The sequence below is a fragment of the Cupriavidus sp. SK-3 genome, from assembly GCF_000611145.1.
Taxonomy (GTDB): domain Bacteria; phylum Pseudomonadota; class Gammaproteobacteria; order Burkholderiales; family Burkholderiaceae; genus Cupriavidus.
This window is the reverse complement of record NZ_JFJV02000042.1, coordinates 983-22,000: the sequence shown is the minus strand read 5'-3', so window position 1 is coordinate 22,000 and position 21,018 is coordinate 983. Positions and strand designations below refer to the sequence as shown.

At 65.8% G+C, this 21,018-nt stretch carries 22 protein-coding genes; 5 read left to right on the top strand and 17 right to left on the bottom strand.

All coding sequences use genetic code 11. From position 1 onward, the window contains the following. Positions 1 to 48: 48 nt before the first annotated feature. Complete coding sequence (locus tag CF70_RS04640) at positions 49 to 558, bottom strand: DUF2244 domain-containing protein (protein WP_035861032.1); 510 nt, start codon at positions 556 to 558, stop codon at positions 49 to 51. A 264-nt stretch (positions 559 to 822) separates the two neighbouring features. Beyond that, positions 823 to 1,773, bottom strand: coding sequence for a methyltransferase domain-containing protein (locus CF70_RS04635; protein ID WP_035861113.1), 951 nt, complete (start codon positions 1,771 to 1,773; stop codon positions 823 to 825). Positions 1,774 to 1,995: 222 nt separating this feature from the next. Between CF70_RS04635 and CF70_RS04630 the strand changes: the two genes are divergently transcribed. Together CF70_RS04630 and trmL are read left to right on the top strand one after the other, a co-directional pair. Next, entirely contained in the window at positions 1,996 to 2,694 is a 699-nt protein-coding gene (locus CF70_RS04630) for a ComF family protein (protein ID WP_035861109.1), read from the top strand. A gap of 128 nt (positions 2,695 to 2,822) precedes the next feature. Next, positions 2,823 to 3,293 (top strand): tRNA (uridine(34)/cytosine(34)/5-carboxymethylaminomethyluridine(34)-2'-O)-methyltransferase TrmL, encoded by a 471-nt coding sequence (trmL, locus tag CF70_RS04625; protein WP_035861028.1) that lies wholly within the window; start codon positions 2,823 to 2,825, stop codon positions 3,291 to 3,293. Positions 3,294 to 3,313: 20 nt separating this feature from the next. Here the strand turns inward: trmL and CF70_RS04620 are convergent, their stop codons facing one another. The 5 genes from CF70_RS04620 to CF70_RS04600 form a co-directional block, all read right to left on the bottom strand. Further along, on the bottom strand, positions 3,314 to 4,321 hold the full coding sequence (locus CF70_RS04620) for a Bug family tripartite tricarboxylate transporter substrate binding protein (RefSeq protein ID WP_414629423.1): 1,008 nt from the start codon (positions 4,319 to 4,321) through the stop codon (positions 3,314 to 3,316). Positions 4,322 to 4,461: 140 nt separating this feature from the next. Further along, positions 4,462 to 5,478, bottom strand: coding sequence for an NAD(P)H-dependent glycerol-3-phosphate dehydrogenase (locus tag CF70_RS04615; protein WP_035861025.1), 1,017 nt, complete (start codon positions 5,476 to 5,478; stop codon positions 4,462 to 4,464). Positions 5,479 to 5,585: 107 nt separating this feature from the next. Next, positions 5,586 to 6,104 (bottom strand): protein-export chaperone SecB, encoded by a 519-nt coding sequence (gene secB / locus CF70_RS04610; protein ID WP_035861022.1) that lies wholly within the window; start codon positions 6,102 to 6,104, stop codon positions 5,586 to 5,588. Positions 6,105 to 6,265: 161 nt separating this feature from the next. Further along, complete coding sequence (gene grxC, locus CF70_RS04605) at positions 6,266 to 6,523, bottom strand: glutaredoxin 3 (RefSeq protein ID WP_035861020.1); 258 nt, start codon at positions 6,521 to 6,523, stop codon at positions 6,266 to 6,268. A 135-nt stretch (positions 6,524 to 6,658) separates the two neighbouring features. After that, the gene (locus CF70_RS04600) at positions 6,659 to 7,072 is read right to left on the bottom strand and encodes a rhodanese-like domain-containing protein (protein ID WP_035861019.1); all 414 of its coding nucleotides are present in this window, start codon (positions 7,070 to 7,072) and stop codon (positions 6,659 to 6,661) included. A gap of 140 nt (positions 7,073 to 7,212) precedes the next feature. Here CF70_RS04600 and gpmA point away from each other — a divergent pair, with 140 nt between their 5' ends. The 3 genes from gpmA to CF70_RS04585 all read left to right on the top strand — a co-directional run bounded on the left by gpmA (position 7,213) and on the right by CF70_RS04585 (position 10,539). Next, complete coding sequence (gene gpmA / locus CF70_RS04595) at positions 7,213 to 7,959, top strand: 2,3-diphosphoglycerate-dependent phosphoglycerate mutase (protein ID WP_035861017.1); 747 nt, start codon at positions 7,213 to 7,215, stop codon at positions 7,957 to 7,959. Between the two features lie 165 nt (positions 7,960 to 8,124). Then, the gene (locus CF70_RS04590) at positions 8,125 to 9,717 is read left to right on the top strand and encodes a S41 family peptidase (RefSeq protein ID WP_035861015.1); all 1,593 of its coding nucleotides are present in this window, start codon (positions 8,125 to 8,127) and stop codon (positions 9,715 to 9,717) included. A gap of 51 nt (positions 9,718 to 9,768) precedes the next feature. Further along, positions 9,769 to 10,539: a HesA/MoeB/ThiF family protein gene (locus CF70_RS04585; RefSeq protein WP_035861013.1), complete on the top strand. Its 771-nt coding sequence runs from the start codon at positions 9,769 to 9,771 to the stop codon at positions 10,537 to 10,539. Between the two features lie 7 nt (positions 10,540 to 10,546). Here CF70_RS04585 and mnmH read toward each other — a convergent pair whose 3' ends face one another. The 10 genes from mnmH to CF70_RS04540 all read right to left on the bottom strand — a co-directional run. Then, positions 10,547 to 11,659, bottom strand: coding sequence for a tRNA 2-selenouridine(34) synthase MnmH (mnmH, locus tag CF70_RS04580; protein ID WP_035861012.1), 1,113 nt, complete (start codon positions 11,657 to 11,659; stop codon positions 10,547 to 10,549). After that, positions 11,659 to 12,726 carry a selenide, water dikinase SelD gene (gene selD, locus CF70_RS04575; RefSeq protein ID WP_035861010.1) on the bottom strand — a complete coding sequence of 356 codons (1,068 nt, stop codon included), beginning with the start codon at positions 12,724 to 12,726 and terminating at the stop codon, positions 11,659 to 11,661. The genes mnmH and selD overlap by 1 nt, the downstream gene beginning before the upstream one ends. A 281-nt stretch (positions 12,727 to 13,007) precedes the next feature. Then, the gene (bfr, locus tag CF70_RS04570; protein ID WP_035861007.1) at positions 13,008 to 13,487 is read right to left on the bottom strand and encodes a bacterioferritin; all 480 of its coding nucleotides are present in this window, start codon (positions 13,485 to 13,487) and stop codon (positions 13,008 to 13,010) included. A gap of 111 nt (positions 13,488 to 13,598) precedes the next feature. Continuing rightward, entirely contained in the window at positions 13,599 to 13,895 is a 297-nt protein-coding gene (locus tag CF70_RS34420; protein WP_081862018.1) for a (2Fe-2S)-binding protein, read from the bottom strand. Positions 13,896 to 14,140: 245 nt separating this feature from the next. Beyond that, positions 14,141 to 15,916, bottom strand: a complete 1,776-nt coding sequence (ptsP, locus tag CF70_RS04565) for a phosphoenolpyruvate--protein phosphotransferase (protein ID WP_035861004.1) — start codon at positions 15,914 to 15,916, stop codon at positions 14,141 to 14,143. Positions 15,917 to 16,053: 137 nt separating this feature from the next. After that, the gene (locus CF70_RS04560; protein ID WP_035861002.1) at positions 16,054 to 16,323 is read right to left on the bottom strand and encodes an HPr family phosphocarrier protein; all 270 of its coding nucleotides are present in this window, start codon (positions 16,321 to 16,323) and stop codon (positions 16,054 to 16,056) included. Further along, positions 16,292 to 16,747: a PTS sugar transporter subunit IIA gene (locus CF70_RS04555; protein WP_035860999.1), complete on the bottom strand. Its 456-nt coding sequence runs from the start codon at positions 16,745 to 16,747 to the stop codon at positions 16,292 to 16,294. The genes CF70_RS04560 and CF70_RS04555 overlap by 32 nt, the downstream gene beginning before the upstream one ends. Before the next feature lie 90 nt (positions 16,748 to 16,837). Next, complete coding sequence (gene gshB / locus CF70_RS04550; RefSeq protein WP_035860995.1) at positions 16,838 to 17,791, bottom strand: glutathione synthase; 954 nt, start codon at positions 17,789 to 17,791, stop codon at positions 16,838 to 16,840. A gap of 87 nt (positions 17,792 to 17,878) precedes the next feature. Further along, positions 17,879 to 19,174: a glutamate--cysteine ligase gene (gene gshA / locus CF70_RS04545; protein WP_035861103.1), complete on the bottom strand. Its 1,296-nt coding sequence runs from the start codon at positions 19,172 to 19,174 to the stop codon at positions 17,879 to 17,881. Between the two features lie 514 nt (positions 19,175 to 19,688). After that, a partial coding sequence (locus CF70_RS04540) for an ammonium transporter (RefSeq protein ID WP_304413162.1) occupies positions 19,689 to 21,018 on the bottom strand: 1,330 nt, incomplete at its 5' end.

Genomic DNA, 21,018 nt, shown 5'->3' with positions numbered 1-21,018 from the left:
CCCAATTTACAGATTCAAATCTGTCACTCGCGGGGCCCTCGCTGCCTCTCAGAGATAACGCAAAGCCGATACGAGTTCCTGCGCGAACTTTCGCCGCTTGTACGGGTCCAGAAAACACCCCACCCGCACAGCGCTCCCGCCCGAGCGCAGCAACACCAGCGCTCGTAATGATTCATCCAGCTCGACCCGCACCCACACCGGGTTGAACTCATGCCGTGTCAGCTGCCCTGCACTGACCGAAACCACTACCAGCCTGCCGTCGGCCAGGCTGACCCGCTCGTAATCCGACGCGTGCCGCCCATGCACCAGCAGGGCAATGCCCAGTCCAAGCAGCTCCAACCCGGCAAAGGGAAGGACGAGCCACGACCCTCGCCACGCAAAAAACAAGGCGATGGCAAGCGAAATGCTGACGATCGAAAGGTAAAACCAGCCAACCTGGCGTGGAGACAGCGAGCAATTCCGCTTCATCAGCCAGTCTTTGTCCAGCGCGCCGGATCCGCCGGACCTGCCGTCGGATTCGTCTTGCGCCGTCTGGAATGCGATACCCAAGTCTTGCATCGCCAACCTTGCATCGCCAACCGCTGTGACCGGATGCACGCCTGGACGATTGCGCCTGGGACGCACCATTGGGGTGCGATTTCGGGCAAATAGTGCCAGGGAGACCACTGCGACAAACTGGCGCATTATAGGGCGCTTCGCCTACACGGACAAGGCCGCCACTTGACCAACGGGCTAGCGCGCGACAAGTTTTTGTGCTTCAGCGCGGTGCGTGCGAAAGCCTGCTTGACTGCGCGAGCGATGCATGCAAGGGCGTCGGCCACGTTACTTGCGCTGGCGCGCGCGACCGATCTTGTCCAGCGGGACGACAGCGTGTCCCAGCTCATCGACGGCCTGCTTGCCGCGCGGCGCCAGCTTCCAGGCATGACCGTAGACGATCTCGAACGTGAGCGGGATCAGGCCGTCGGCATTGCGGCGCCGCTCGAGCGCTGCCAGCAGCGCGTCAAGCCAGGCGCGCCCGCGCAAGCCCCCGGCCTTGCCGGCCACCGTCGGCAGGCGCAGGCCGCCGAAGGCCTGCACTTCACGCAGCAGGGTCCGCGGCGACTCGTAGGTGACGGTCAGGGTTTCCATGTCCATCACGGGCGTCGACCAGCCGCTGTGCACCAGCATGTCGCCGATATCGTGCATATCGACGAAACGCAGGGAATGCGTTTCGCCATCCACTTCGGCGAACGCGGCGCGCAACTCCGCCAGCGTATCGGGCCCGAACAACGAGAACAGCACAAGGCCTTCGTCGCGGGTGACCCGGTGCCATTCCGGGAAGACCCGATGCGGCTCGGGATGCCAGTGCAGCGCGAGGTTGGACCACAAAAGGTCGAAACTGGCCGGCGCGAAGGGCAATGTGGCAAGATCGCCCTGCACCAGGTCGAACGTGGGGCGCTTGCCGAGCAGGCGCCCCAGCCACCCGGACTGGCGCTGGGGATCGCGCTGCGCCGCTTCGCGCAGCATGGCGCCGGAGATATCAAGGCCGGCAATCTGCGCATCCGGGTACTGGGCGCGCAGCGCGGCCAGGCCGCGGCCGTGGCCGCAGCCAATGTCGAGCGCGCGCGCCGGCGCCAGCCGGATCATCTGCATGCGCTCCTGCATGCGCTGGCCGATCTCGCCCAGCAGGAAATCGAGCTGGCCGAAACCGGCACTGCGCCGGTCGAAGGCGAGGCGGGTCAGCCGCGTGGGCGGCAAATAGGCATCGGGGGAGTCGGCGTCATGCAGGGACACGGTCAAACCAGGCGGCAAGAAAATGGGGATGGCGGCCGCAGCGATGCGCCCGTCCGGGAAACGGTGTGCGCGCCAGCGGACAGCGCGACCGGACCGCAAGTATACGCGCCCGCCGCCGCGCCTGCCGGCGGCGGCCCGGCATCACATCCGGCTTCCACGCCCGCCTTGCACCTGCCGGCATGCCCCCGCGACAGCACACTGCGCCAGCATGCGCGGCGCTGGATGCGCGCGCTGCTGCCGGCGGCCTGCGCGCTGTGCGGCACGGTGCAGGACGAAACCGTCTGCGCCGGCTGCGCGGAGGAGCTGCTGGCGCCGCTGCCGCGCTGCCGCTGCTGCGCCCGCCCCCTGGGGCGCGCCGCGGGGCCGGGCAATGCGCCGATCTGCAGCCAATGCCGCTATGAACCGCCGCCGTTCGATGCCACCCTCGCGCTCGGCGACTACGCCAGCCCGCAGGACGGCACGGTGCTGGCGCTGAAATTCGGCGGCGTGCTGCCGCTGGCGGACTGGCTCGCGGGCGAACTGGCAAGCCGCTGGCAGGCCGCTTCCGCCACGTGCGGACTGACGCAGCCCGATGTGCTGGCGCCGATTCCGCTGTCCCCGCGGCGGCTGGCGGAACGTGGCTTCAACCAGTCCTGGGAAATTGCGCGGCCACTGGCACGCCGTCTCGGTGTGCGCGCCGCCCCGACGCTGCTGGCGCGCCTGCGCGATACCCCGGCGCAGGCCACACTGGACCTGGCCGCGCGGCAGGCCAACTTGCAAGACGCCTTCGGCCTCGGACCCGGGCACGATGTCGCGGGCCTGCATGTCGGCCTGGTCGACGATGTGATGACCAGCGGCGCCACCCTGGGCGAAGCGGCGCGGGTCCTGAAGGCTCACGGCGCAACGCGTGTGACGCTGCTGGTGGCGCTGCGCACACCCTAGGCCCGGCGCCGCCATCCAGTGAAGTACGCGCTGACCCTCCCCGCCACTGCGCGGCGTGACAGGCGGCCCCCGGCAGGGTAAGCTGCGCAGCGTTTCACGGCTACGGTGCCTCCGGCCCGCCCACTCCCATGTTCAATGTCGTCCTGGTCGAACCCGAGATCCCCCCGAATACCGGCAATGTGATTCGCCTGTGCGCCAACACCGGCGCGCGCCTGCACCTCGTCAAGCCGCTCGGCTTTCCGCTCGAGGATGCGCGCATGCGCCGTGCCGGGCTGGACTATCACGAGTACGCCAGCATGCGCGTGCACGAGAACTGGGATGCGCTCATGGAAAGCGAACAGCCCGACCCCGCCCGCATGTTCGCGCTGACCACGCACGGCTCGACGCCGTTCGGACAGGTCGGCTTCCAGCCTGGAGACTGGTTCGTGTTCGGCTCGGAAACGCGCGGCCTGGCGCCGGAGCGGCGCGAGTGGTTTCCCGCCACGCAGCGCATCCGGTTGCCGATGCGGCCGGACAACCGCAGCCTCAACCTCTCCAATACCGTCGCGGTCGTCGTGTTCGAAGCCTGGCGCCAGAACGGCTTTGCCGGCGGCGCCTGATCCGGCCTGACGAAAGCGCTTTATTCCGGCTGCACGCCGGCGACGCGAATCACCTTGTCCCAGCGCGCTTTTTCGCTCGCCATGGTCTGGCGCAGCGATTGTGGCGCCGTCCCTGCCGGCACGAAATACTGGGCTCGCATCTTGGCGCGCACATCCTCGCTGCCGATGATGGCCACCAGTTCGCGATAGAGCCGGTCGATCACCGGCGCGGGCGTTCCCGCCGGCGCCAGCACCGCTTGCCACGAGATCGCCTCGAAGCCGGGATAGCCGGATTCCGCCACGGTTGGCACCGCGGGCAACAGGCTGGTGCGCCCGCTGGTGGTGACCGCGATGATGCGCAGCTTGCCGGCAGCCACCAGGGGCATGGCGATGGCCGGCACCATGAAGCCAGCCTGCACCTGGCCACCGACCATGGCGGTGGTGATCTGCGCGAAGCCCGGATAGGGAATGTGCTGCAGGTCGATCCCCGCCGCGGCCTTGAGCTGCTCCATCGCCAGGTGGGAAGCGCTGCCGTTGCCGACCGACCCGTAGTTCAGCACGCCCGGACGGGACCGTGCCAGCGCCACGAACTCGCGTACGTCATGCACCGGCAGGCGGGCATCCACCACCAGGACATTGGGCGAAGTTGCCACCAGCGACACGGGCGCGAGCTGGCGCACCGGGTCGTAGCCAAGATGGCGCGACAGGGTCGGCGCCGTGACTAGCGGGCCATTGATGGTCAGCAGCAAGGTGTAGCCATCCGGCGCGGCCCTTGCCACCATGCCGGTGCCGATATTGCCGCCGGCGCCCGGGCGGTTTTCCACTACCACGGGCTGCCCGAGCGCGACGGCCAGCTTCTCGGTCAGCAGGCGCGCGATCAGGTCGGGCGAGGACCCGGCCGGGAACGGCACCACCATGCGGATCGGGCGCGCTGGCCAGGGCTGGGAGGCCGCGGGCGAAGCCATTACCGTCCCTGCCATGCCGGACATGGCGCCGGCGGCAAGGGCGATGAGGGTGCGGCGGCGGGCCGCGATGAAGTCTTGGGACATGTTGCAAGGCGGTGGCAAATGCGCAAGCGTATCGCCGCCGGATTCAATGAAATCAATCGGGAAAGGGCTCGCGTCCCTGGCAAATCGCAGCGCCCGGCCAGGCGGGGGAGGTCCGCAGTGGTTGCCGGGTCAGCATGCGCTCACTCGTCGCGCGCGTCGCGCTGCAGCAGCTGCGCCACCGCGTCGGCGGCGGGCAGCCCTTCGAAGAGCACCGCGCAGACCGCGCGCGTGATCGGCATATCGACGCCCTTTGCCGCTGCCAGCGCCGCCACCGCCTGCGCGCAGCGCACGCCTTCGGCTACGTGGCCCAGTTCGGCCAGGATCTGCGCCAGCGTCTTGCCCTCGGCCAGTTGCTGGCCAACCTTGCGGTTGCGCGAGAGGTCGCCCGTGGCAGTCAGGATCAGGTCGCCCATGCCCGCCAGACCCATGAAGGTTTCAACACGGCCACCCAGCGCCATGCCCAGCCGCGTCATCTCGGCCAGGCCGCGCGTCACCAGCGCGGCGCGCGCGTTCAGGCCCAGGCCCAGCCCATCGCTGGCGCCTGTGGCGATCGCCAGCACGTTCTTGACCGCGCCACCGACTTCGGCGCCGACCAGGTCGTCGCTGCCGTAAATGCGCATGGCATGGTGATGGAAGGCATGCTGCGCCAGTTCCGCGAGCGCGGGCGACGTGCCCGCCACGGTCAGCGCGCACGGCAGGCCAAGCGCCACCTCGCGGGCAAAGCTGGGGCCCGTCAGCACACCGTAGCTGGTGTCGTGCAGACGGCCGGCGGCATCGAGTTCTTCGCGCACCATCTGGTGCGGCAGTGCATTGGTGCCGGCCTCGAAGCCCTTGCACAGCCAAAGCATGCGCAACGCGCCGGTCTGGCGCGCGGCCAGTCTGCGCGTCATTTCGCGCAGGCCCGAGACCGGCGTGGCCACGATCACGAGACCGTCGGGTTCGACATCGGCATGCGCCGCGGCGCGCTCGAAATCCGGCTCGACCGCAAGCCGCGCGGACAACGGTACGCCGGGCAGGTAAGTGGCATTGACGCGATCGGCGCCGATGCCCGCCAGCTGCGTGACGTCACGCCCCCACAGCACCACATCGTGGGCCGCGGCGGCATGGCTGGCGAGCGCGGTGCCCCAGGCACCTGCACCGAAGACAGTGATTTTCATGGCGTTCGCCTCGCTGGTTCAGCCTCAAAGCCGCATTCATCAAGTAACGCGGGCCGGAAAGACAAAACGGGGCCGAGGCCCCGTCTTTGCAACTGACTACAGCAGGATCAGTGACGAGCCTGGCTGCCGTCGGGCATCACGATGCCGCTGTTGCCGCCCTGGGCGGCCTCGGCTTCTTCCATGGCTGCCTGCAGGCGTTGCTCGTACAGCGCCTGGAAGTTGATTTCCGACAGGTGGATGGCCTGGAAGCCGGCGCGGGTGATCACGTCGGCGATGTTGCCACGCAGGTACGGGTAGAGAATGGTCGGGCAAGCGATGCCCAGCAGCGGGTCGAGCTGCTCCACCGGCACGTTGCGGATATCGAAGATGCCGGCCTGGTGCGCTTCCACCAGAAAGGCAACCTTGTCCTGCACCTTGGTGGTCACGGTACCGGTCACCACCACCTCGAAGATGCCTTCCTGCAACTGCGAGGCACCCACGTTCACCTGCACTTCCACGGCCGGGGCTTCGGTCTCGAGGAAGATGCCGGGCGAATTCGGCTGTTCCAGCGACATGTCCTTCAGGTACACACGCTGGATGTTGAAGAACGGCTGGTCTTCCTGCTGATTGTTTTGCTGGTCGCTCATGAAAGGCTTCCGGAAAGAGGCGTTGGGCACCTGGCGTACGGACCATCTGCGCCACGGGCTGGAATGGCCCCGGCTAACGGCCCGGGTCGGCACCCGGTTGGAAAACGCATATGGTACATGACGCGGGTGACGAATTCACCCGCGCCGAGGCTGCGGGGCCTTCAGGCAGCCAGCAGGGGCACCAGCCCGCCCTGGCGATCGAGCGCCGAGAGGTCGTCGAAGCCGCCCACATGGGTCTCGTCGATGTAGATCTGCGGCACGGTGCGCCGTCCTGTGCGCGTCATCATTTCCTCGCGCTTGCCGGGCTCGCGGTCGATCAGGATCTTCTCGATCGCGTCGACGCCCTTGGCCTTCAGAAGGCGCTCGGCCATCTGGCAATACGGACAAACTACCGTGCTGTACATCACAACGCGGGCCATGCGGTTCTCCTTGAAAAACGGGACTCTGGACGTAGCTCGGGTGCCGGCAAGCCAGGACTGCGCCACACCGGACAAAGACGGGCGCCCTGCTGGCGCGGCGACGGGGCATGCCCCCGGAGCCGCTTCAGGCGCCCCTTACTTGACTACGGGCAGGCCGGCTTGCTGCCAGGCGGCCAGGCCGCCTTCGAGCGAATAGATCTCACTGTAACCGGCTTCCTTCAAGGCTGCTTGACCCTTGCCCGAGCGCTGGCCGGTCTGGCACACGACGATGATTGGGACGGATTTGTCCTTTGCAAGGCCGGCGGCACGGCTGGGAAGGTCCGCGAGTGGCGCGCTCTTGGCTTGCGGCAGGTGGCCCTTGGCGTATTCGGTGGCTTCCCGGATATCCACGACCACCGCATTGCGCTTGTTGATCAGCTGGGTCGCGGCGGCCGGATTGACAGTCTTGCCGGCGGTTCCGCGCGTGATGGCGGGCCAGGCCAGCAGGCCGCCCGACACCACGGCGAGGGCGATCAAGGCAAGGTTGTTGTAGTCGGCGAAGAAATTCACGTTGGCATTCCGGTGGGTTGAGTCGGCGGCATTATAAAATAGACGGTTTCGTGCCCGCGACCCGCCATTGTCTCCTACTTGACACAACTGCGGCGGTATGTGGCATGGCGCACACAGGTTTCTCACGCTTTGGAAGCAGCATGTACAAACTCGTTCTCATCCGCCACGGCGAATCCACGTGGAATCTCGAAAACCGCTTCACTGGCTGGGTCGACGTCGACCTGACCGACACCGGCGTGGCCCAGGCCAAGCTGGGAGGCAAGCTGCTGCGCGAAGCCGGCCTGGGCTTCGACGTAGCCTATACCTCGGTGCTGAAGCGCGCTATCCGCACGCTGTGGCACGTGCAGGACGAAATGGACCTGATGTGGATCCCGGTCCGGAACGAATGGCGCCTGAACGAACGCCACTACGGCGCGCTGTCGGGCCTGAACAAGGCCGAGACCGCCGCCAAGTTCGGCGACGAGCAGGTGCTGGTATGGCGCCGCAGCTACGACACGCCGCCTCCGGCGCTCGAAACGGACGATCCGCGCGTCGCGTACGACGATCCGCGCTATGCCCAGGTGCCGCACGAGCAGATCCCGCTGACCGAATGCCTGAAGGACACGGTGGCCCGCGTGCTGCCGCTATGGAACGAATCCATTGCGCCCGACATCAAATCGGGGAAGCGCGTGGTGATCGCAGCCCATGGCAACAGCATCCGCGCGCTGGTGAAGTATCTGGACCAGGTCTCGGATGACGATATCGTTGGCATCAATATCCCCAATGGCACCCCGCTCGTGTACGAGCTGGACGCCGACCTGCGCCCGCTGCGTCATTACTACCTGGGCGACCAGGAAGCGATCGCCGCCTCCCTGGCCGCCGTGGCGAACCAGGGCAAGGCACGCTGAGGCAAGGGCCGGGCGGGCGCCGCCCAGGCGCATCGCCCGGCCGCCTCATGCAGTGGATCAGGCCTTTTTTGCCGCTCCCTCTTATACTGTCGGACAAAACCGGCCGGTGTGATACGCCAGGCCGGCTCCGACACAGCACAATCCTCACACGTTCAGGCAGCCCTCATGCGTAAGACGCTCAAGAACATAAGTCTTGTTTCTGCCGGACTCGTTGCCGGCGTGCTCGCCACGCTGCAGCTATCGGCCACCGCGCAGAACTCTTCAGGGCCCCTGCCGCTGGAGCAACTGCGCCTGATGGCGGACATCTTTGGACAGATCAAGCGCGAGTACGTAGAGCCGGTCGATGACAAGAAGCTGCTGACTGAGGCCATCAAGGGCATGGTCGCCAGCCTGGATCCGCATTCGGCCTATCTGGACGAGAAGGATTTCAAGGAACTGCAGGAAGGCACGCGCGGCCGCTTCGCCGGCCTGGGGATCGAAATCTCCCAGGAAGAAGGACTGGTCAAGGTGATCAACCCGATCGAAGACACACCCGCCTTCCGTGCCGGCATCCAGCCCGGCGACCTGATCACCCGTATCGACGACAAACCCGTGCGCGGCCTGCCGCTCGAACAGGCTGTCAAGCGCATGCGCGGCGAACCAGGCACCAAGGTCACGCTGACGATCTATCGCAAGAGCGAGGAACGCACCTTCCCGGTGTCGATCACGCGCGCCGAGATCCGCGTGCAGTCGGTCAAGGCCAAGCTCATCGACAACGACAAGCTGGCCTGGGTGCGGCTGACCAGCTTCCAGGAGCGCACCGTGGCGGACCTGGGCAAAAAACTGGACGAACTGGCGCAAAAGAACCCGAACCTGAAGGGCGTGATCCTGGACCTGCGCAATAACGGCGGCGGCGTGCTGCAAGGCGCGGTCGGGGTGGCGGCAGCGTTCCTGCCCGATGACGTGACCGTGGTCTCGACCAACGGCCAGGTGCCCGACGCCAAGCGCGTCTACAAGACCACGTTCAACAACTACCGGCTGTCGTCCCTCGAAGACGATCCGCTCAAGAGCCTGCCGGCGCTGTACAAGAAAATCCCGATGGTGGTGCTGACCAACGCCTATTCGGCATCAGCCTCCGAAATCGTCGCCGGTGCGCTGCAGGACCACAAGCGTGCGCTGATCATGGGCAAGACCACCTTTGGCAAGGGCTCGGTGCAGACCGTGCGTCCGCTCACCAACGACACCGGCATCAAGCTGACCATCGCGTACTACTACACGCCGACGGGCAAATCGATCCAGGCCAAGGGCATCCGCCCGGACATCCCGGTCGACCAGAACCCGGAAGGCGATCCTGACGACGCGCTGATCACGCGTGAAATCGACACCGAGCGCCACCTGCATAACAAGCAGGAGTCGGAGGAGCCCGAGATGAACGAGCGCGAGCAGCGCCGCGTCGAGGAGCTGCGCCGGCTGGAGGAAGAAAACGCCAAGAAGTCGCCGGAAGAGCGCGACAAGGAACGCAAGAAGAAGCCGATCGAATTCGGTTCGGCCGAGGACTTCATGCTGCAGCAGGCGATCGCACAGCTCGAAGGCCAGCCGGTCAAGCGCTCGAAGTCCAAGCTCGAAGCCGTGGCCGTGTCGGACAAGCCGGCCAAGCCGGCATCCGCGAAGTCTGGCACCACCCCGGCCAAAGCTGGCGGCAAGGCACCAGCCAGCGCCCCGCCGGCGAGCGCACCGATCGGAACGCCGCTGGGCACGCCGACCGGCAAGACTCCCTGAAAACCTGATGGACGACAGCGGCCCCGCGGGGCCGCTTTTGCATTGCACGCCATGAACGACGATCAACTGCTGCGCTATTCGCGGCATATCCTGCTCGACGAACTCGGCATCGAGGGACAGAGCCGGCTGCTGGCCAGCCACGCGCTGGTGATTGGCGCCGGAGGCCTGGGCGCCGCAGCCCTGCCCTACCTGGCCTCCGCCGGCGTTGGCACCATTACCGTGGTCGATGACGACGTGGTCGACCTGACCAACCTGCAGCGCCAGGTCATCCACACCACCGCCAATGTCGGCCGGCCCAAGGTGGAATCCGCGCGCGAAGGCATGCTGCGCATCAACCCCGGCATCGACGTCCGCCTGGTGCAGGCTCGCGTGGGCGCCGCCGAACTGGCGCAACTGGTGGCCGGGGCCGATGTGGTGCTCGATTGCTGCGACAACTTCGACACGCGCCAGGCGGTCAACCGCGCCTGCGTGCGGCACAACGTGCCGCTGGTGTCCGGCGCTGCGCTGCGCTTCGACGGACAGATCAGCGTGTTCGACCGCCGCCAGCCGGGCGCGCCCTGCTATGCCTGCCTGTTCCCGCCCTCACAGCCGGCGCAGGAAGTGGCCTGCGCCACCATGGGCGTATTCGCGCCGCTGGTGGGCATGGTCGGCACCGTGCAAGCGGCAGAGGCGCTCAAGCTGCTGATGGGGATCGGCACCACCCTGGCCGGCCGGCTGCTGATGGTCGATGCGCTCGGCATGGAATGGACCACCATGCGCCTTGGGCGCGTGCCGGACTGCGAAGTCTGCGGCGGCGAGGCCCACGGGGACGCCGGCCGCTAAGCGCCAGTCATGCGCGCGTGCGCTCGCGCAGGAAGGCGAGCGCGGCGGCGCGCTCGCCGCGGAATACGATCCTGGCCTCGCGCCGCTCGCGCTGGTAGGCATACATGGGATCATAGTATTGCCGCAGCAAAATCCCGATCCATCCCCGGTGCAACTCGGTCTGGCCCGACTCGGCCTGGCGCTCCAGCGCCTGCCCCAGCAAGTCGGAGAGCCGCCCGTAGAGGGCTCCGCCGAGCCGCCTGGATATTGCCGCCATCGCATCCCGCAGGCGTGCGGCATAAGCGGCGAATCCCGCCTCCTCGCCAAGCGCCTCGATGAATTCCTGCGACAGGCCAAGCACGTAGTCCTCCAGCACACGATCCACGCGCGCCTCGAAAGGCTCCTCGAGCCAGACCAGCGGCGCCGCCTGCATGGCGAGGTAGAAGGACTGCGGCAGGTTCCGGGCGCCGATGAAGCGCCCTTCGTCCTCGACCACCAGGGCGGCACGCCCGCTCGCGCGGTGGCGCAACAGCGCGACCGCCAGATCGCTCTCGAAATCGATTTGCGTGGGCTGCGCGACCGCGCGCCGGCCGAAACTGGAACCGCGATGACGGGCCTCGCCCTCCAGGTCGATTGCCGCATCCTGGCTAGCCATCAGGTCGGCGATCAGCTCGGTCTTGCCGCTGCCCGTCAGCCCGCCCAGTATCAGCAGGCCGCACTCGGCGGCGGCGGCATCGATGACGTCGATCAGGTAAGCGCGCATCGCCTTGTAGCCGCCCGTCACGCGCGGATAGGCAATGCCGGCATCGTCGCGCAGCCACTGCTGCACGATCTGCGAACGCATGCCTCCCCGGAAGCAATACAGATAGCCCTCCGGATGCGCCCGCGCAAACGCCGCCCAGGCGGCGGTGCGCGCGGCGCGGACGTCGCCGCTCACAAGGCGGTGGCCCAGCGCGATCGCGGCCTGCTGCCCCTGCTCCTGATAGCACAAGCCCACCTGGTGGCGCTCGTCGTCGTTCATCAGCGGCAGGTTCACCGCGCCGGGGAACGCACCGCGCGCGAATTCCACCGGTGCGCGTACATCGAGCAAAGCGGCACCGGACAGGAAGAGCCGGCGGAAATCGCACGCATCGTCGCGCATCAGATTACCTCGACGGCGTACTGGCCCTGCGCCACCATCTCGCCAACCGGTGCCAATGCCAGGCCGAACTCGGCACAGGCAGCGTGGAACTCGGCTTCGCCGGCAGGCTCGACCGCCACCAGCAAACCGCCGCTGGTTTGCGGATCGCACAGCACGGCGCGTTGCACCTCGCTCAGCGAGCCGCCCTGGTTGCCGATGCCGGCGCCAATCCGCGCGCCATAGCTATCGAAGTTGCGCTGCGTACCGCCCGGCACGCAGCCGGCCTCCACATAGCGCAAGACCTCCGGCAGCAGCGGCACCGCGGCGTAGTCGAGGCGAGCGGTAAGGCGGCTGCCATCGGCCATTTCAACCAAGTGCCCTAGCAGGCCAAAGCCGGTCACATCCGTCATGGCCCGCACGCCGGCCAGCTTGCCAAAACGGCTGCCGGGGCGGTTGAGCACGCACATCCAGTCACGCGCCAGGTGTGCATCCTGCGCGCGCAGCCGGCCCTGCTTCTCGGCCGTGGTCAACACGCCGATGCCCAGCGGCTTGGTCAGGTAAAGACGGCACCCGGCCGTGGCGGTATCGTTGCGCTTCAGGTGCGCGCGGTCGACCACGCCAGTCACCGCCAACCCGAAGATGGGCTCCGGGGCATCGATGGAATGCCCGCCGGCAAGCGGGATGCCGGCATCCTCGCAGGCGCGCCGACCACCGGCCACCACCTCGCGCGCCACCTCGGGTGGCAGCAACTTCACCGGCCAGCCGAGGATGGCAATGGCCAGCAACGGATCGCCCCCCATCGCATAAATGTCGCTGATGGCATTGGTGGCGGCGATGCGTCCGAAGTCGAAGGGATCATCGACGATCGGCATGAAGAAATCGGTGGTGGAAACCACGCCGCGGCCGTGATCCAGCCCATCCAGCGCGTAGACGGCCGCATCGTCGCGGGAGGCATTGCCGACCCACAGGCGCGGGTCGAGATGCTGATTGCCGCTGCCGGCCAGGATCACATCGAGCACCTGTGGCGATATCTTGCAGCCGCAGCCGGCACCATGGCTGTACTGCGTCAGGCGAATGGGTTCTGCCATGATCCTCGGCTCCTGTTTCGTGGCGTTTGCGAATGTGAATGCGTGCGCTGGCTCATCTGCACCCTATATGCTATCTGGCGCCTCTCGCCGCTGCACGCGCGGATCACGGGCAAGCTGGCGCCGGCACGGCAACGGCGATGGCTGCGAAGCGACTGGCAAGGAATGGGAATCCGAATGAGAAGGGTTACTACCCGGATACGGGGAGAGGCGGCAGCACCGAACGGCGCCGCGCGGGGGCGGCCACTGCGTTCTTGCGAACCCGCGGCCGACTGCTGGGCGGATTACTGCTCGCCCGGCTCCATCTGCGACTGCAGATAGTTCGGCAGACCAACCTTGTCGATCAGGTCGAGCTGCGTTTCGAGGTACTCGATATGCTCTTCGGTGTCGGTCAGGATGTCGACCAGGATCTCGCGGCTAACGTAGTCGCCCACCGATTCGCAGTAAGTAATGCCTTCCTTGACGGTGGCATGCGCGCCTTGCTCGAGCTTCAGGTCGCACTTGAGCATTTCCGGGGTGTCTTCGCCCAGCAGCAGCTTGTTGAGGTCTTGCAGGTTGGGCAGCCCATCGAGCATGAGGATGCGGTCGATCAGGCGATCGGCGTGCTTCATCTCGCCGATGGATTCCTTGTACTCCACGTCCCCGAGCTTCTTGAGGCCCCAGTGGCGGTACATGCGAGCATGCAGGAAGTATTGGTTGATCGCGGTCAGCTCGTTCTTCAGCTGCGCGTTCAGATGTTGGATGACTTTCTTGTCACCTTTCATAGGGGGCTCCTGTAGCAACGGGCCCCCGCAAAAACGCGAAGCGGCGCAAGACGCGCCGCATGCAGTCTGAACGACCGAAAACGCGCCGCAACCTGATAGTTACGGGCGAGTTCAAGCAACCAGCTCGGTACGCTGATCGTTCGCGACTGCCGGGTCCCGAGTGTCCATTATGGCACGTGGGCCCGAAGGCGAACAGGAGGAAATGTCCACGACCTGGATGGTGGCGACCTTGACATTGCGGACCGCGGCAACGCCTTCGCAAAGGACCTGTTGCGCGCATTCGCGGCAACGGCCACAGCAGGTGCCTACGCCCAGCGTTTCAGCCAGCTCGTCGAGCGTGGACACGCCAAGATGCGCGGCCCCATGGATTTCTCGGTCAGTAACCTGATTGCAGATGCAAACGTACACAAATCCCTCCTTGGGAGAGGGGTGACACCGGCATGTCACCCGCGATGTACGTCAGAATATCAGAGATCGAAAATGATAACAATTCCCATTAAGCCACAAAATGTATATGCCAATCACGCGGCACTTACGCGGGAAATTGTGGATTGAGACAACGTCACAAGTCGCCAAAAAAGTGCCTTGTAACGCTCACTGAGAGTGTTGCATTTCCCGAAAAACCTTAGTCCCGCCAGGGTTGTCAGCCGCAATCAGAGCTGCTTCAGCGCGCAGGCCAGTTCCTCCGGCTCGTAGGCGCTCAGCACCTGCTCGACCAGCCGCTCCAGCCGCTGGCAGTCGGCATGCAGGACTTCCTGCTTGACCCGCAGCAACTGCGAAGGATGCATTGAGAATTCGCGCAGTCCCATGCCCAGCAGCAGCCGGGTCATGGCGGGATCTCCGGCCATTTCGCCGCACACCGCCACCGGCACGCCGGCGTGGTTGGCCTCGCGGATGGTGCGCGCGATCAGTTGCAGCACCGCCGGATGCAGCGGGTCGTAGAGATGGGCCACGGCGTTATCGGCGCGGTCGATGGCAAGCGTGTACTGGATCAGGTCGTTGGTGCCGATGGAGAGGAAATCCATGCGCCGCAGGAACAGCGGCAGCATCAGCACGGCGGCCGGGATCTCGATCATCGCCCCGACCTTGATAAACGGGTCGAACGCCTGGCCACGGACGTCAAGCTGGCGCTTGGCCTGTGCGATCAGGTCCAGGGTCTGGTCGATCTCGCGCGCGTGGGCCAGCATCGGGATCAGCAGCCGCACCGGCCCGAAGGCCGAGGCCCGCAGCAATGCACGCAACTGGGTCAGGAACATGGCCGGCTCGGACAGCGACCAGCGGATCGCGCGCAAGCCCAGCGCGGGGTTGAGCGCGGTTTCGAAATCGTCGCCGCGCCCGTCGCGCCCCTCCCGGCCATCCAGCGGCTTGTCGGCGCCGATATCGATGGTGCGGATCGTGACCGGCAGCCCGTGCATGGCGTCCACCGCGCCGCGATATGCCTGGAACTGCTCTTCTTCGTCGGGCAGTTCCCCGCGCCGGTTCATGAACAGGAATTCCGAGCGGAACAGGCCCACGCCGACCGCGCCGGCGGTCAGCGCCGCGGTCGCGTCTTCGGACATCTCGATATTGGCCAGCAGGTCGATCTCAAGCCCGTCCAGCGTCACGGCAGGCGTATGGCGCAGGCGCTGCAGGCGCTTTTTCTCCAGCGCCCGCTCGCTCTGCCTGTGGCGGTACTCCTCGAGGATGATGGCCGACGGATCGACGATGACCAGGCCGGCATCGCCATCGATGATGACCCAGTCGTCCTGGCGGATGAGTTCGCTGGCGCTTTGCACGCCCACCGCGGCAGGGATGTCGAGGCTGCGCGCGACGATGGCGGTATGGGAGGTGCGCCCGCCGAGATCGGTCACGAAGCCGTGGAAGACGGTATGGCGGAACTGCAGCATGTCGGCCGGCGAGATGTCGTGGGCCACCACGATCACGCCGGGTGCCGGCTCACCATCGGGCGCCAGCGGCGAAGGCGGCGCCGGGGCCGGCGCCAGCACGGCCGCGCCGGCCAGCACCTTGAGAATGCGCTCGACCACCTGGCGGATATCCGCCTTGCGCTCGCGCAGGTATTCGTCCTCGATTTCATCGAACTGCCGCATCAGTTCTTCGAGCCGCGTGGTCAGCGCCCATTCGGCGTTATAGCGCCGGTTGCGGATCAGTGCGTCGGGCTCGCGCGCAAGCGCCTCGTCGTCGAGGATCATCGCATGCACATCCAGGAAGGCGCCCAGTTCTTCCGGGGCTTCGCGCGGGAGATCGCGCTTTAGCGTGGCCAGTTCGGCCCGCACCGCCGCGCGTGCCGAGCGCAGGCGTTCCACCTCCGCCTCGAGCCGGTCTTCGTCGACCAGGTAATGGGAGACATCAAGCGCAGCAGGCGCCAGCAAATGCGCGCGCCCGATGGCGACGCCGCGCGAGACCGGGATGCCGTGCAGGGCAAATGGCATGTACCGCTCCGTCAGGAACGTTTAAAAAGTCTGGCCAGGGCCAGCAACCTTGGAAGCGGTGCCAGGATGAAACGAAGCGGCCCTGGCCAGGCGCGCCGCGGCGTTCCGTGCCGCCGCTCTCATCCCGAATCGGCTTCCTACTCTCCTTCGCCGAAGCGGTTGGCGATGAGCGCCAGCAACGCGTCCATCGCCTCTTGCTCATCGGGCCCGTCGGTCTCGATGGTCACGGTGGAGCCGATGCCGGCGGCCAGCATCATCACGCCCATGATGCTCTTGGCGTCGACTTGCCGACCGTTGCGCGACATCTTGACCTGACTGACGAAGTTACCCGCCAGTTGCGTCAGCTTGGCGGAAGCCCGTGCATGCAGCCCGAGCTTATTGATGATGTTGGTGTCCCTCTGCAGCATATTTGTCGGGATGATTTGCGATCTGGTTCTGGACGGTGGTGGAGCCTACCTGCAGCACACCCTGCGAGCCTCCCGCCAGCGCCTTGAGGGCAAGCTGGTCGAGTTTCTCGGTACGGTAGCAAATGGCACGCACCAGCATGGGAAGATTGACGCCGGCGAGCACCTTGACGCGGCCCGGCTCGGCGAGGCGGGCCGCAATATTGGCCGGCGTGGCACCAAAGATATCGGTCAACACCAGCGCGCCATTGTCTTCGCTGACCTCGGCCAGGCGCCGCCGGGCTTCGGCCAGCACGGCCGCGGGCTCGGCGTCGGGCATGACGTCGATGGCTTCGAGCCGTTGCGGCTGGCCGCAGTAGACGTGGGCGGCGCACTCGCGCAATGCCGAAGCCAGCGGGGCGTGCGCGATGATCAGGATGCCTGCCATGGTGGTGAATCCGTTGGATTGACGCGATTGTAGCAGGCACGCTGGCTGGAGATTCAGCGCAACGCACCGGTTTGGCGCGGCGCCAACGGCTCAGCGGCCACGGGCCTGCACGGCTTGCTCCAGCGCATCGATAAACATGGCGGCAACCTGGAAGCCGGTCTGCTGGGTGATTTCCTGAAAACAGGTCGGACTCGTCACATTGACTTCGGTGAGGTAATCGCCGATCACATCCAGCCCGACCAGCAGCAAACCGCGCTCCCACAGGCCTGGCGCCAGCGACTCGGCGATTTCGCGGTCGCGCGCGGAAAGCTCCTGGGCGCGGCCGGTACCACCCGCGGCCAGGTTGCCGCGCACTTCGCCATCCTTGGGAATGCGCGCCAGCGAATATGGCACGGGCACGCCGCCGATCAGCAGGATGCGCTTGTCGCCCTCCTTGATGGCGGGGATATAGCGCTGCACCATCAGGGTGCGCGCGCCGTCCTCGCCCAGGGTCTCGATGATGGCGCCAAGGTTCAAGCCGTCCGGGCCGACCCGGAAGATTCCCATCCCGCCCATGCCGTCGAGCGGCTTGAGAATGACGTCGCGATGCTCCGCATGGAAAGCGCGGATACGATCGGCATCCCGCGTGACAAGCGTCGGCGTGATGAACTCGGGATACCGGGCAATCGCCAGCTTCTCGGAATGGTCGCGGATCGCCCGCGGCTTGTTGAACACATTGGCGCCATGCGACTCCGCCAGCTCCAGCAGCCAGGTGCTGGTGACGTATTCCATGTCGAACGGCGGGTCCTTGCGCATCAGCACGGCATCGAAGCCCGTCAGCGGCTGCAGGCTGGCCTCGCCGGTGCGGTACCAGTCATGCGGATCGCCTGTGAGTTGCAGCGGATGCACAACCGCCTCCACCTGGTCGGCCGACAGCGACAGCTGCGACTGCAGGCAGGAAAACAGCTCGTGCCCGCGCTCGACCGCCTCGACCATCATGGCGTACGTCGAATCCTTGTAGGTCTTGAAGGTGTGCAGCGGATCGGTAATAAACAGAATACGCATGATGGCTCGTCCCGGTCGCAGGGTTGCCGCGTGGTTTGCGCGGCGCGTCGAGGCGCCGCCAGCGGCGGCAGCGCCATTTCAGACATGTCAGAGAATCGGATTCGGGTCGGTCTTCTCGAGTTCCAGCGACGCCGCCAGCAAGGCCAGCCGCGCCACCACGCCGTACATGTAGAAACGGTTCGGCACCGCCGCGCCAGGCTTGGCATGGCTGTCGGGAATGCCGTTGGGCGCGAAGGCCAGTGGCACGAAATGCATGCCCGGCGCATTCAGGTTCTCGTCGTTGCCGCGGCCGGTATGGACGCGGTAGAAGCCGCCGACCACATAGCGGTCGATCATGTACACCACCGGCTCGGCCACCGCCTCGTTGACCTTCTCGAAGGTGTGCACCCCTTCCTGGATGATGACGTCGTTGACCTCAAGGCCTTCCTTGACGACGCTCATCTTGTTGCGTTCCTTGCGGTTCAGCCCCTTGATTTCGGAAGGATCCTTGATGGTCATGATGCCCATGCCGTAGGTGCCCGCATCGGCCTTGACCACCACATAGGGTGTTTCCTTGATGCCGTACTCGCGGTACTTCTTGGCGATCTTCTTGAGCACGCCTTCGACCGAGTCGGCCAGTGCCTCTTCACCTACACGCTCGTGGAAATCGATGCCCGAGCACTTGGCGAAGTACGGGTTGACCATCCACGGATCGACGTCGATCAGCTTGGCAAACTTCTTGGCAACCTCGTCGTAGGCGGCGAAATGGCTCGACTTGCGGCGCGTCGACCAGCCCGCGTGCAGCGGCGGCAGCAGGTATTGCTCGTTGATGTTCTCCAGGATCGGCGGAATGCCGGCGGAGAGATCGTTGTTGAGCAGGATCGAGCAGGGATCGAAGTCCTTCAGCCCCAGGCGGCGACCGCGCGCGCCCAGGCGGGCCAGCGGCTCCACCACCAGCGTCTGGCCGTCGGGCAACTCGATCGGGGTCGGTTCGGTGATGTCTTCGGACAGCGAGCCCAGGCGGACATTAAGACCGGCCTGGCGCATGATCAGCGACAGCCGCGCCACGTTCTGCAGGTAGAACATGTTGCGGGTGTGGCGCTCGGGGATCAGCAGCAGGTTCTTGGCGTCCGGGCAGATCTTCTCGATGGCCGCCATGGCCGCCTGGACGGCCAAGGGCAACATTTCGGGCGCCAGGTTGTTGAAGCCGCCGGGGAACAGGTTGGTATCGACCGGGGCCAGCTTGAAGCCGGCATTGCGCAGGTCGACCGAACAGTAGAACGGAGGCGTATGTTCCTGCCATTCCAGCCTGAACCAGCGCTCGATGGACGGCGTCGCATCCAGGATCTTTTTTTCCAGCTCGAGCAGCGGACCGTTCAGCGCGGTGATGAGATGCGGGACCATATACATCCTAGTGATCGTCTTTATCGTTCGCCCAGATTGTAGAGGAACGGCCAATTGGCTGCTGGCGCCGCCTGAATAAGCATATGCGAGCGACAGCATAAGGGATAAGGGATACGGATATGGGGGTGCGGCTCAGGAATAAAAGGGGGGCGGCGCAGGAGCAATCGGAGGCACTTCCGGGCGACCTGCCGGCGAGGGCCGCGGGCAGAAAAAAAAAGCGCGACCGGAGCCGCGCTTTCAAATGGCCTGACAGATACGGGGAGCGTTCTGCAGGTGGAGGAAACTGCCTCACTCGCACTGTATGTGCGCTACCCCCTGAAAACAATTGAAGCTTTTTAAGATCGGATTTAAGCACTTTGCGAAGAACAGCGCCGCCATCCCGGCCAATGACGGCGGGATGCGCCCCGATGCCGTCACGAAGCGTGCCGCCTGAACGAAAAAAGCCCGGCACAAGGCCGGGCGAAACTCCTGAGAGAAGATTCCCAATCAGCTCTCCAGCACAACACCATTGCGATCAGGCTTCATACGCGGTCTCGCCGTGCGAGGTGATATCCAGGCCCTCGCGCTCTTCCTCTTCCGGCACCCGCAGGCCGATCAGCATATCCACCAGCTTGAAGGCCACGAAGGCCACCACGCCCGACCACACGATGGTGGTAAGCACGCCTTCGAACTGGATCCACAACTGGCCCATGATCGAATAGTCGTCCGCCACCTTGTTGGTCACGTAGTCGTAAATCCCCGTGCCGCCCAGGCTCGGCGAGGCAAACACGCCGGTCAGCAACGCACCCAGGATGCCGCCCACGCCGTGCACGCCAAAGACATCCAGGGAGTCGTCCATGCCCAGCAGCTTCTTCAGGCCGGTCACGCCCCACAGGCACAGCAGGCCAGCGGCGATACCCATCACGATGGAGCCCATCGGGCCCACGAAGCCGGCCGCCGGGGTGATGGCCACCAGGCCTGCCACCGCGCCCGAAGCGCCGCCCAGCATCGAGGGCTTGCCCTTGCTGATCCATTCGCCGAAGGTCCAGGACAGCACTGCGGCGCAGGTCGCCAGCAGCGTGTTGACAAAGGCCAGCGCAGCCGAACCGTTGGCTTCCAGCGCCGAACCGGCGTTGAAACCGAACCATCCGAACCACAGCAGCGAGGCGCCGACCATGGTGAAGGTCAGGCTGTGCGGACGCAGGGCCTCACGGCCGAATCCGATGCGCTTGCCGAACATGAAGGCACCCACCAGGCCAGCGACGGCTGCGTTGATGTGCACCACCGTGCCGCCGGCGAAGTCGAGCGCGCCCTTCTGGAACAGCCAGCCAGCCTTGGCGGTGGCTGCGGTACCTGCCGCCGCGTCGGTGTACAGGTCAGGGCCGGGCCAGAACCAGACCATATGGGCCATCGGGATGTACGAGAAGGTGAACCACAGCACCACGAACACCAGCACGGCCGAGAACTTGGCGCGTTCGGCGAAGGCGCCGATGATCAGGCCGCAGGTAATGGCCGCGAAAGCGCACTGGAACGCGAAGTAAGCCAGTTCCGGCACCACCACGCCCTTGCTGAAGGTGGCAGCCACGGCATCGACGTTGAGCCCCTTCATGAAGAGCCGGTCGGTGCCGCCAAAGAAGGCATTGCCCTCGGTGAAGGCGAAGCTGTAGCCGTAGATGGCCCACAGCAGCGACACCAGCGAGAAGATCACCAGGCACTGCATCAGCACCGACAGCATGTTCTTCGAGCGGACCAGGCCGCCGTAGAACAGTGCCAGGCCCGGCAGCGTCATCAGGATCACGAACGCCGTGGAAACCAGCAGCCAAGCGGTATCGCCCTTGTTGGGCACCGGTGCAGGCGCTGCGGCG

Excerpts from the sequence above, each read along its gene's own strand:
- gshA (WP_035861103.1), bottom strand. The coding sequence starts at position 19,174 with ATGGTCCCGCATCTCATCACCGCGCTGAACGGTCCGCTGCTCGAGCTG.
- CF70_RS04630 (WP_035861109.1), top strand. The coding sequence starts at position 1,996 with ATGCGCGCGCTGCTGCCGGCGGCCTGCGCGCTGTGCGGCACGGTGCAG.
- grxC (WP_035861020.1), bottom strand. The coding sequence starts at position 6,523 with ATGGCCCGCGTTGTGATGTACAGCACGGTAGTTTGTCCGTATTGCCAG.
- CF70_RS04615 (WP_035861025.1), bottom strand. The coding sequence starts at position 5,478 with ATGAAAATCACTGTCTTCGGTGCAGGTGCCTGGGGCACCGCGCTCGCC.
- CF70_RS04640 (WP_035861032.1), bottom strand. The coding sequence starts at position 558 with ATGCAAGACTTGGGTATCGCATTCCAGACGGCGCAAGACGAATCCGAC.
- gshB (WP_035860995.1), bottom strand. The coding sequence starts at position 17,791 with ATGCGTATTCTGTTTATTACCGATCCGCTGCACACCTTCAAGACCTAC.
- CF70_RS04555 (WP_035860999.1), bottom strand. The coding sequence starts at position 16,747 with ATGGCAGGCATCCTGATCATCGCGCACGCCCCGCTGGCTTCGGCATTG.
- secB (WP_035861022.1), bottom strand. The coding sequence starts at position 6,104 with ATGAGCGACCAGCAAAACAATCAGCAGGAAGACCAGCCGTTCTTCAAC.
- CF70_RS04560 (WP_035861002.1), bottom strand. The coding sequence starts at position 16,323 with ATGCTGCAGAGGGACACCAACATCATCAATAAGCTCGGGCTGCATGCA.
- ptsP (WP_035861004.1), bottom strand. The coding sequence starts at position 15,916 with ATGCCATTTGCCCTGCACGGCATCCCGGTCTCGCGCGGCGTCGCCATC.
- mnmH (WP_035861012.1), bottom strand. The coding sequence starts at position 11,659 with ATGCGCGACGATGCGTGCGATTTCCGCCGGCTCTTCCTGTCCGGTGCC.
- gpmA (WP_035861017.1), top strand. The coding sequence starts at position 7,213 with ATGTACAAACTCGTTCTCATCCGCCACGGCGAATCCACGTGGAATCTC.
- trmL (WP_035861028.1), top strand. The coding sequence starts at position 2,823 with ATGTTCAATGTCGTCCTGGTCGAACCCGAGATCCCCCCGAATACCGGC.
- selD (WP_035861010.1), bottom strand. The coding sequence starts at position 12,726 with ATGGCAGAACCCATTCGCCTGACGCAGTACAGCCATGGTGCCGGCTGC.
- bfr (WP_035861007.1), bottom strand. The coding sequence starts at position 13,487 with ATGAAAGGTGACAAGAAAGTCATCCAACATCTGAACGCGCAGCTGAAG.
- CF70_RS04585 (WP_035861013.1), top strand. The coding sequence starts at position 9,769 with ATGAACGACGATCAACTGCTGCGCTATTCGCGGCATATCCTGCTCGAC.
- CF70_RS04590 (WP_035861015.1), top strand. The coding sequence starts at position 8,125 with ATGCGTAAGACGCTCAAGAACATAAGTCTTGTTTCTGCCGGACTCGTT.
- CF70_RS04620 (WP_414629423.1), bottom strand. The coding sequence starts at position 4,321 with ATGTCCCAAGACTTCATCGCGGCCCGCCGCCGCACCCTCATCGCCCTT.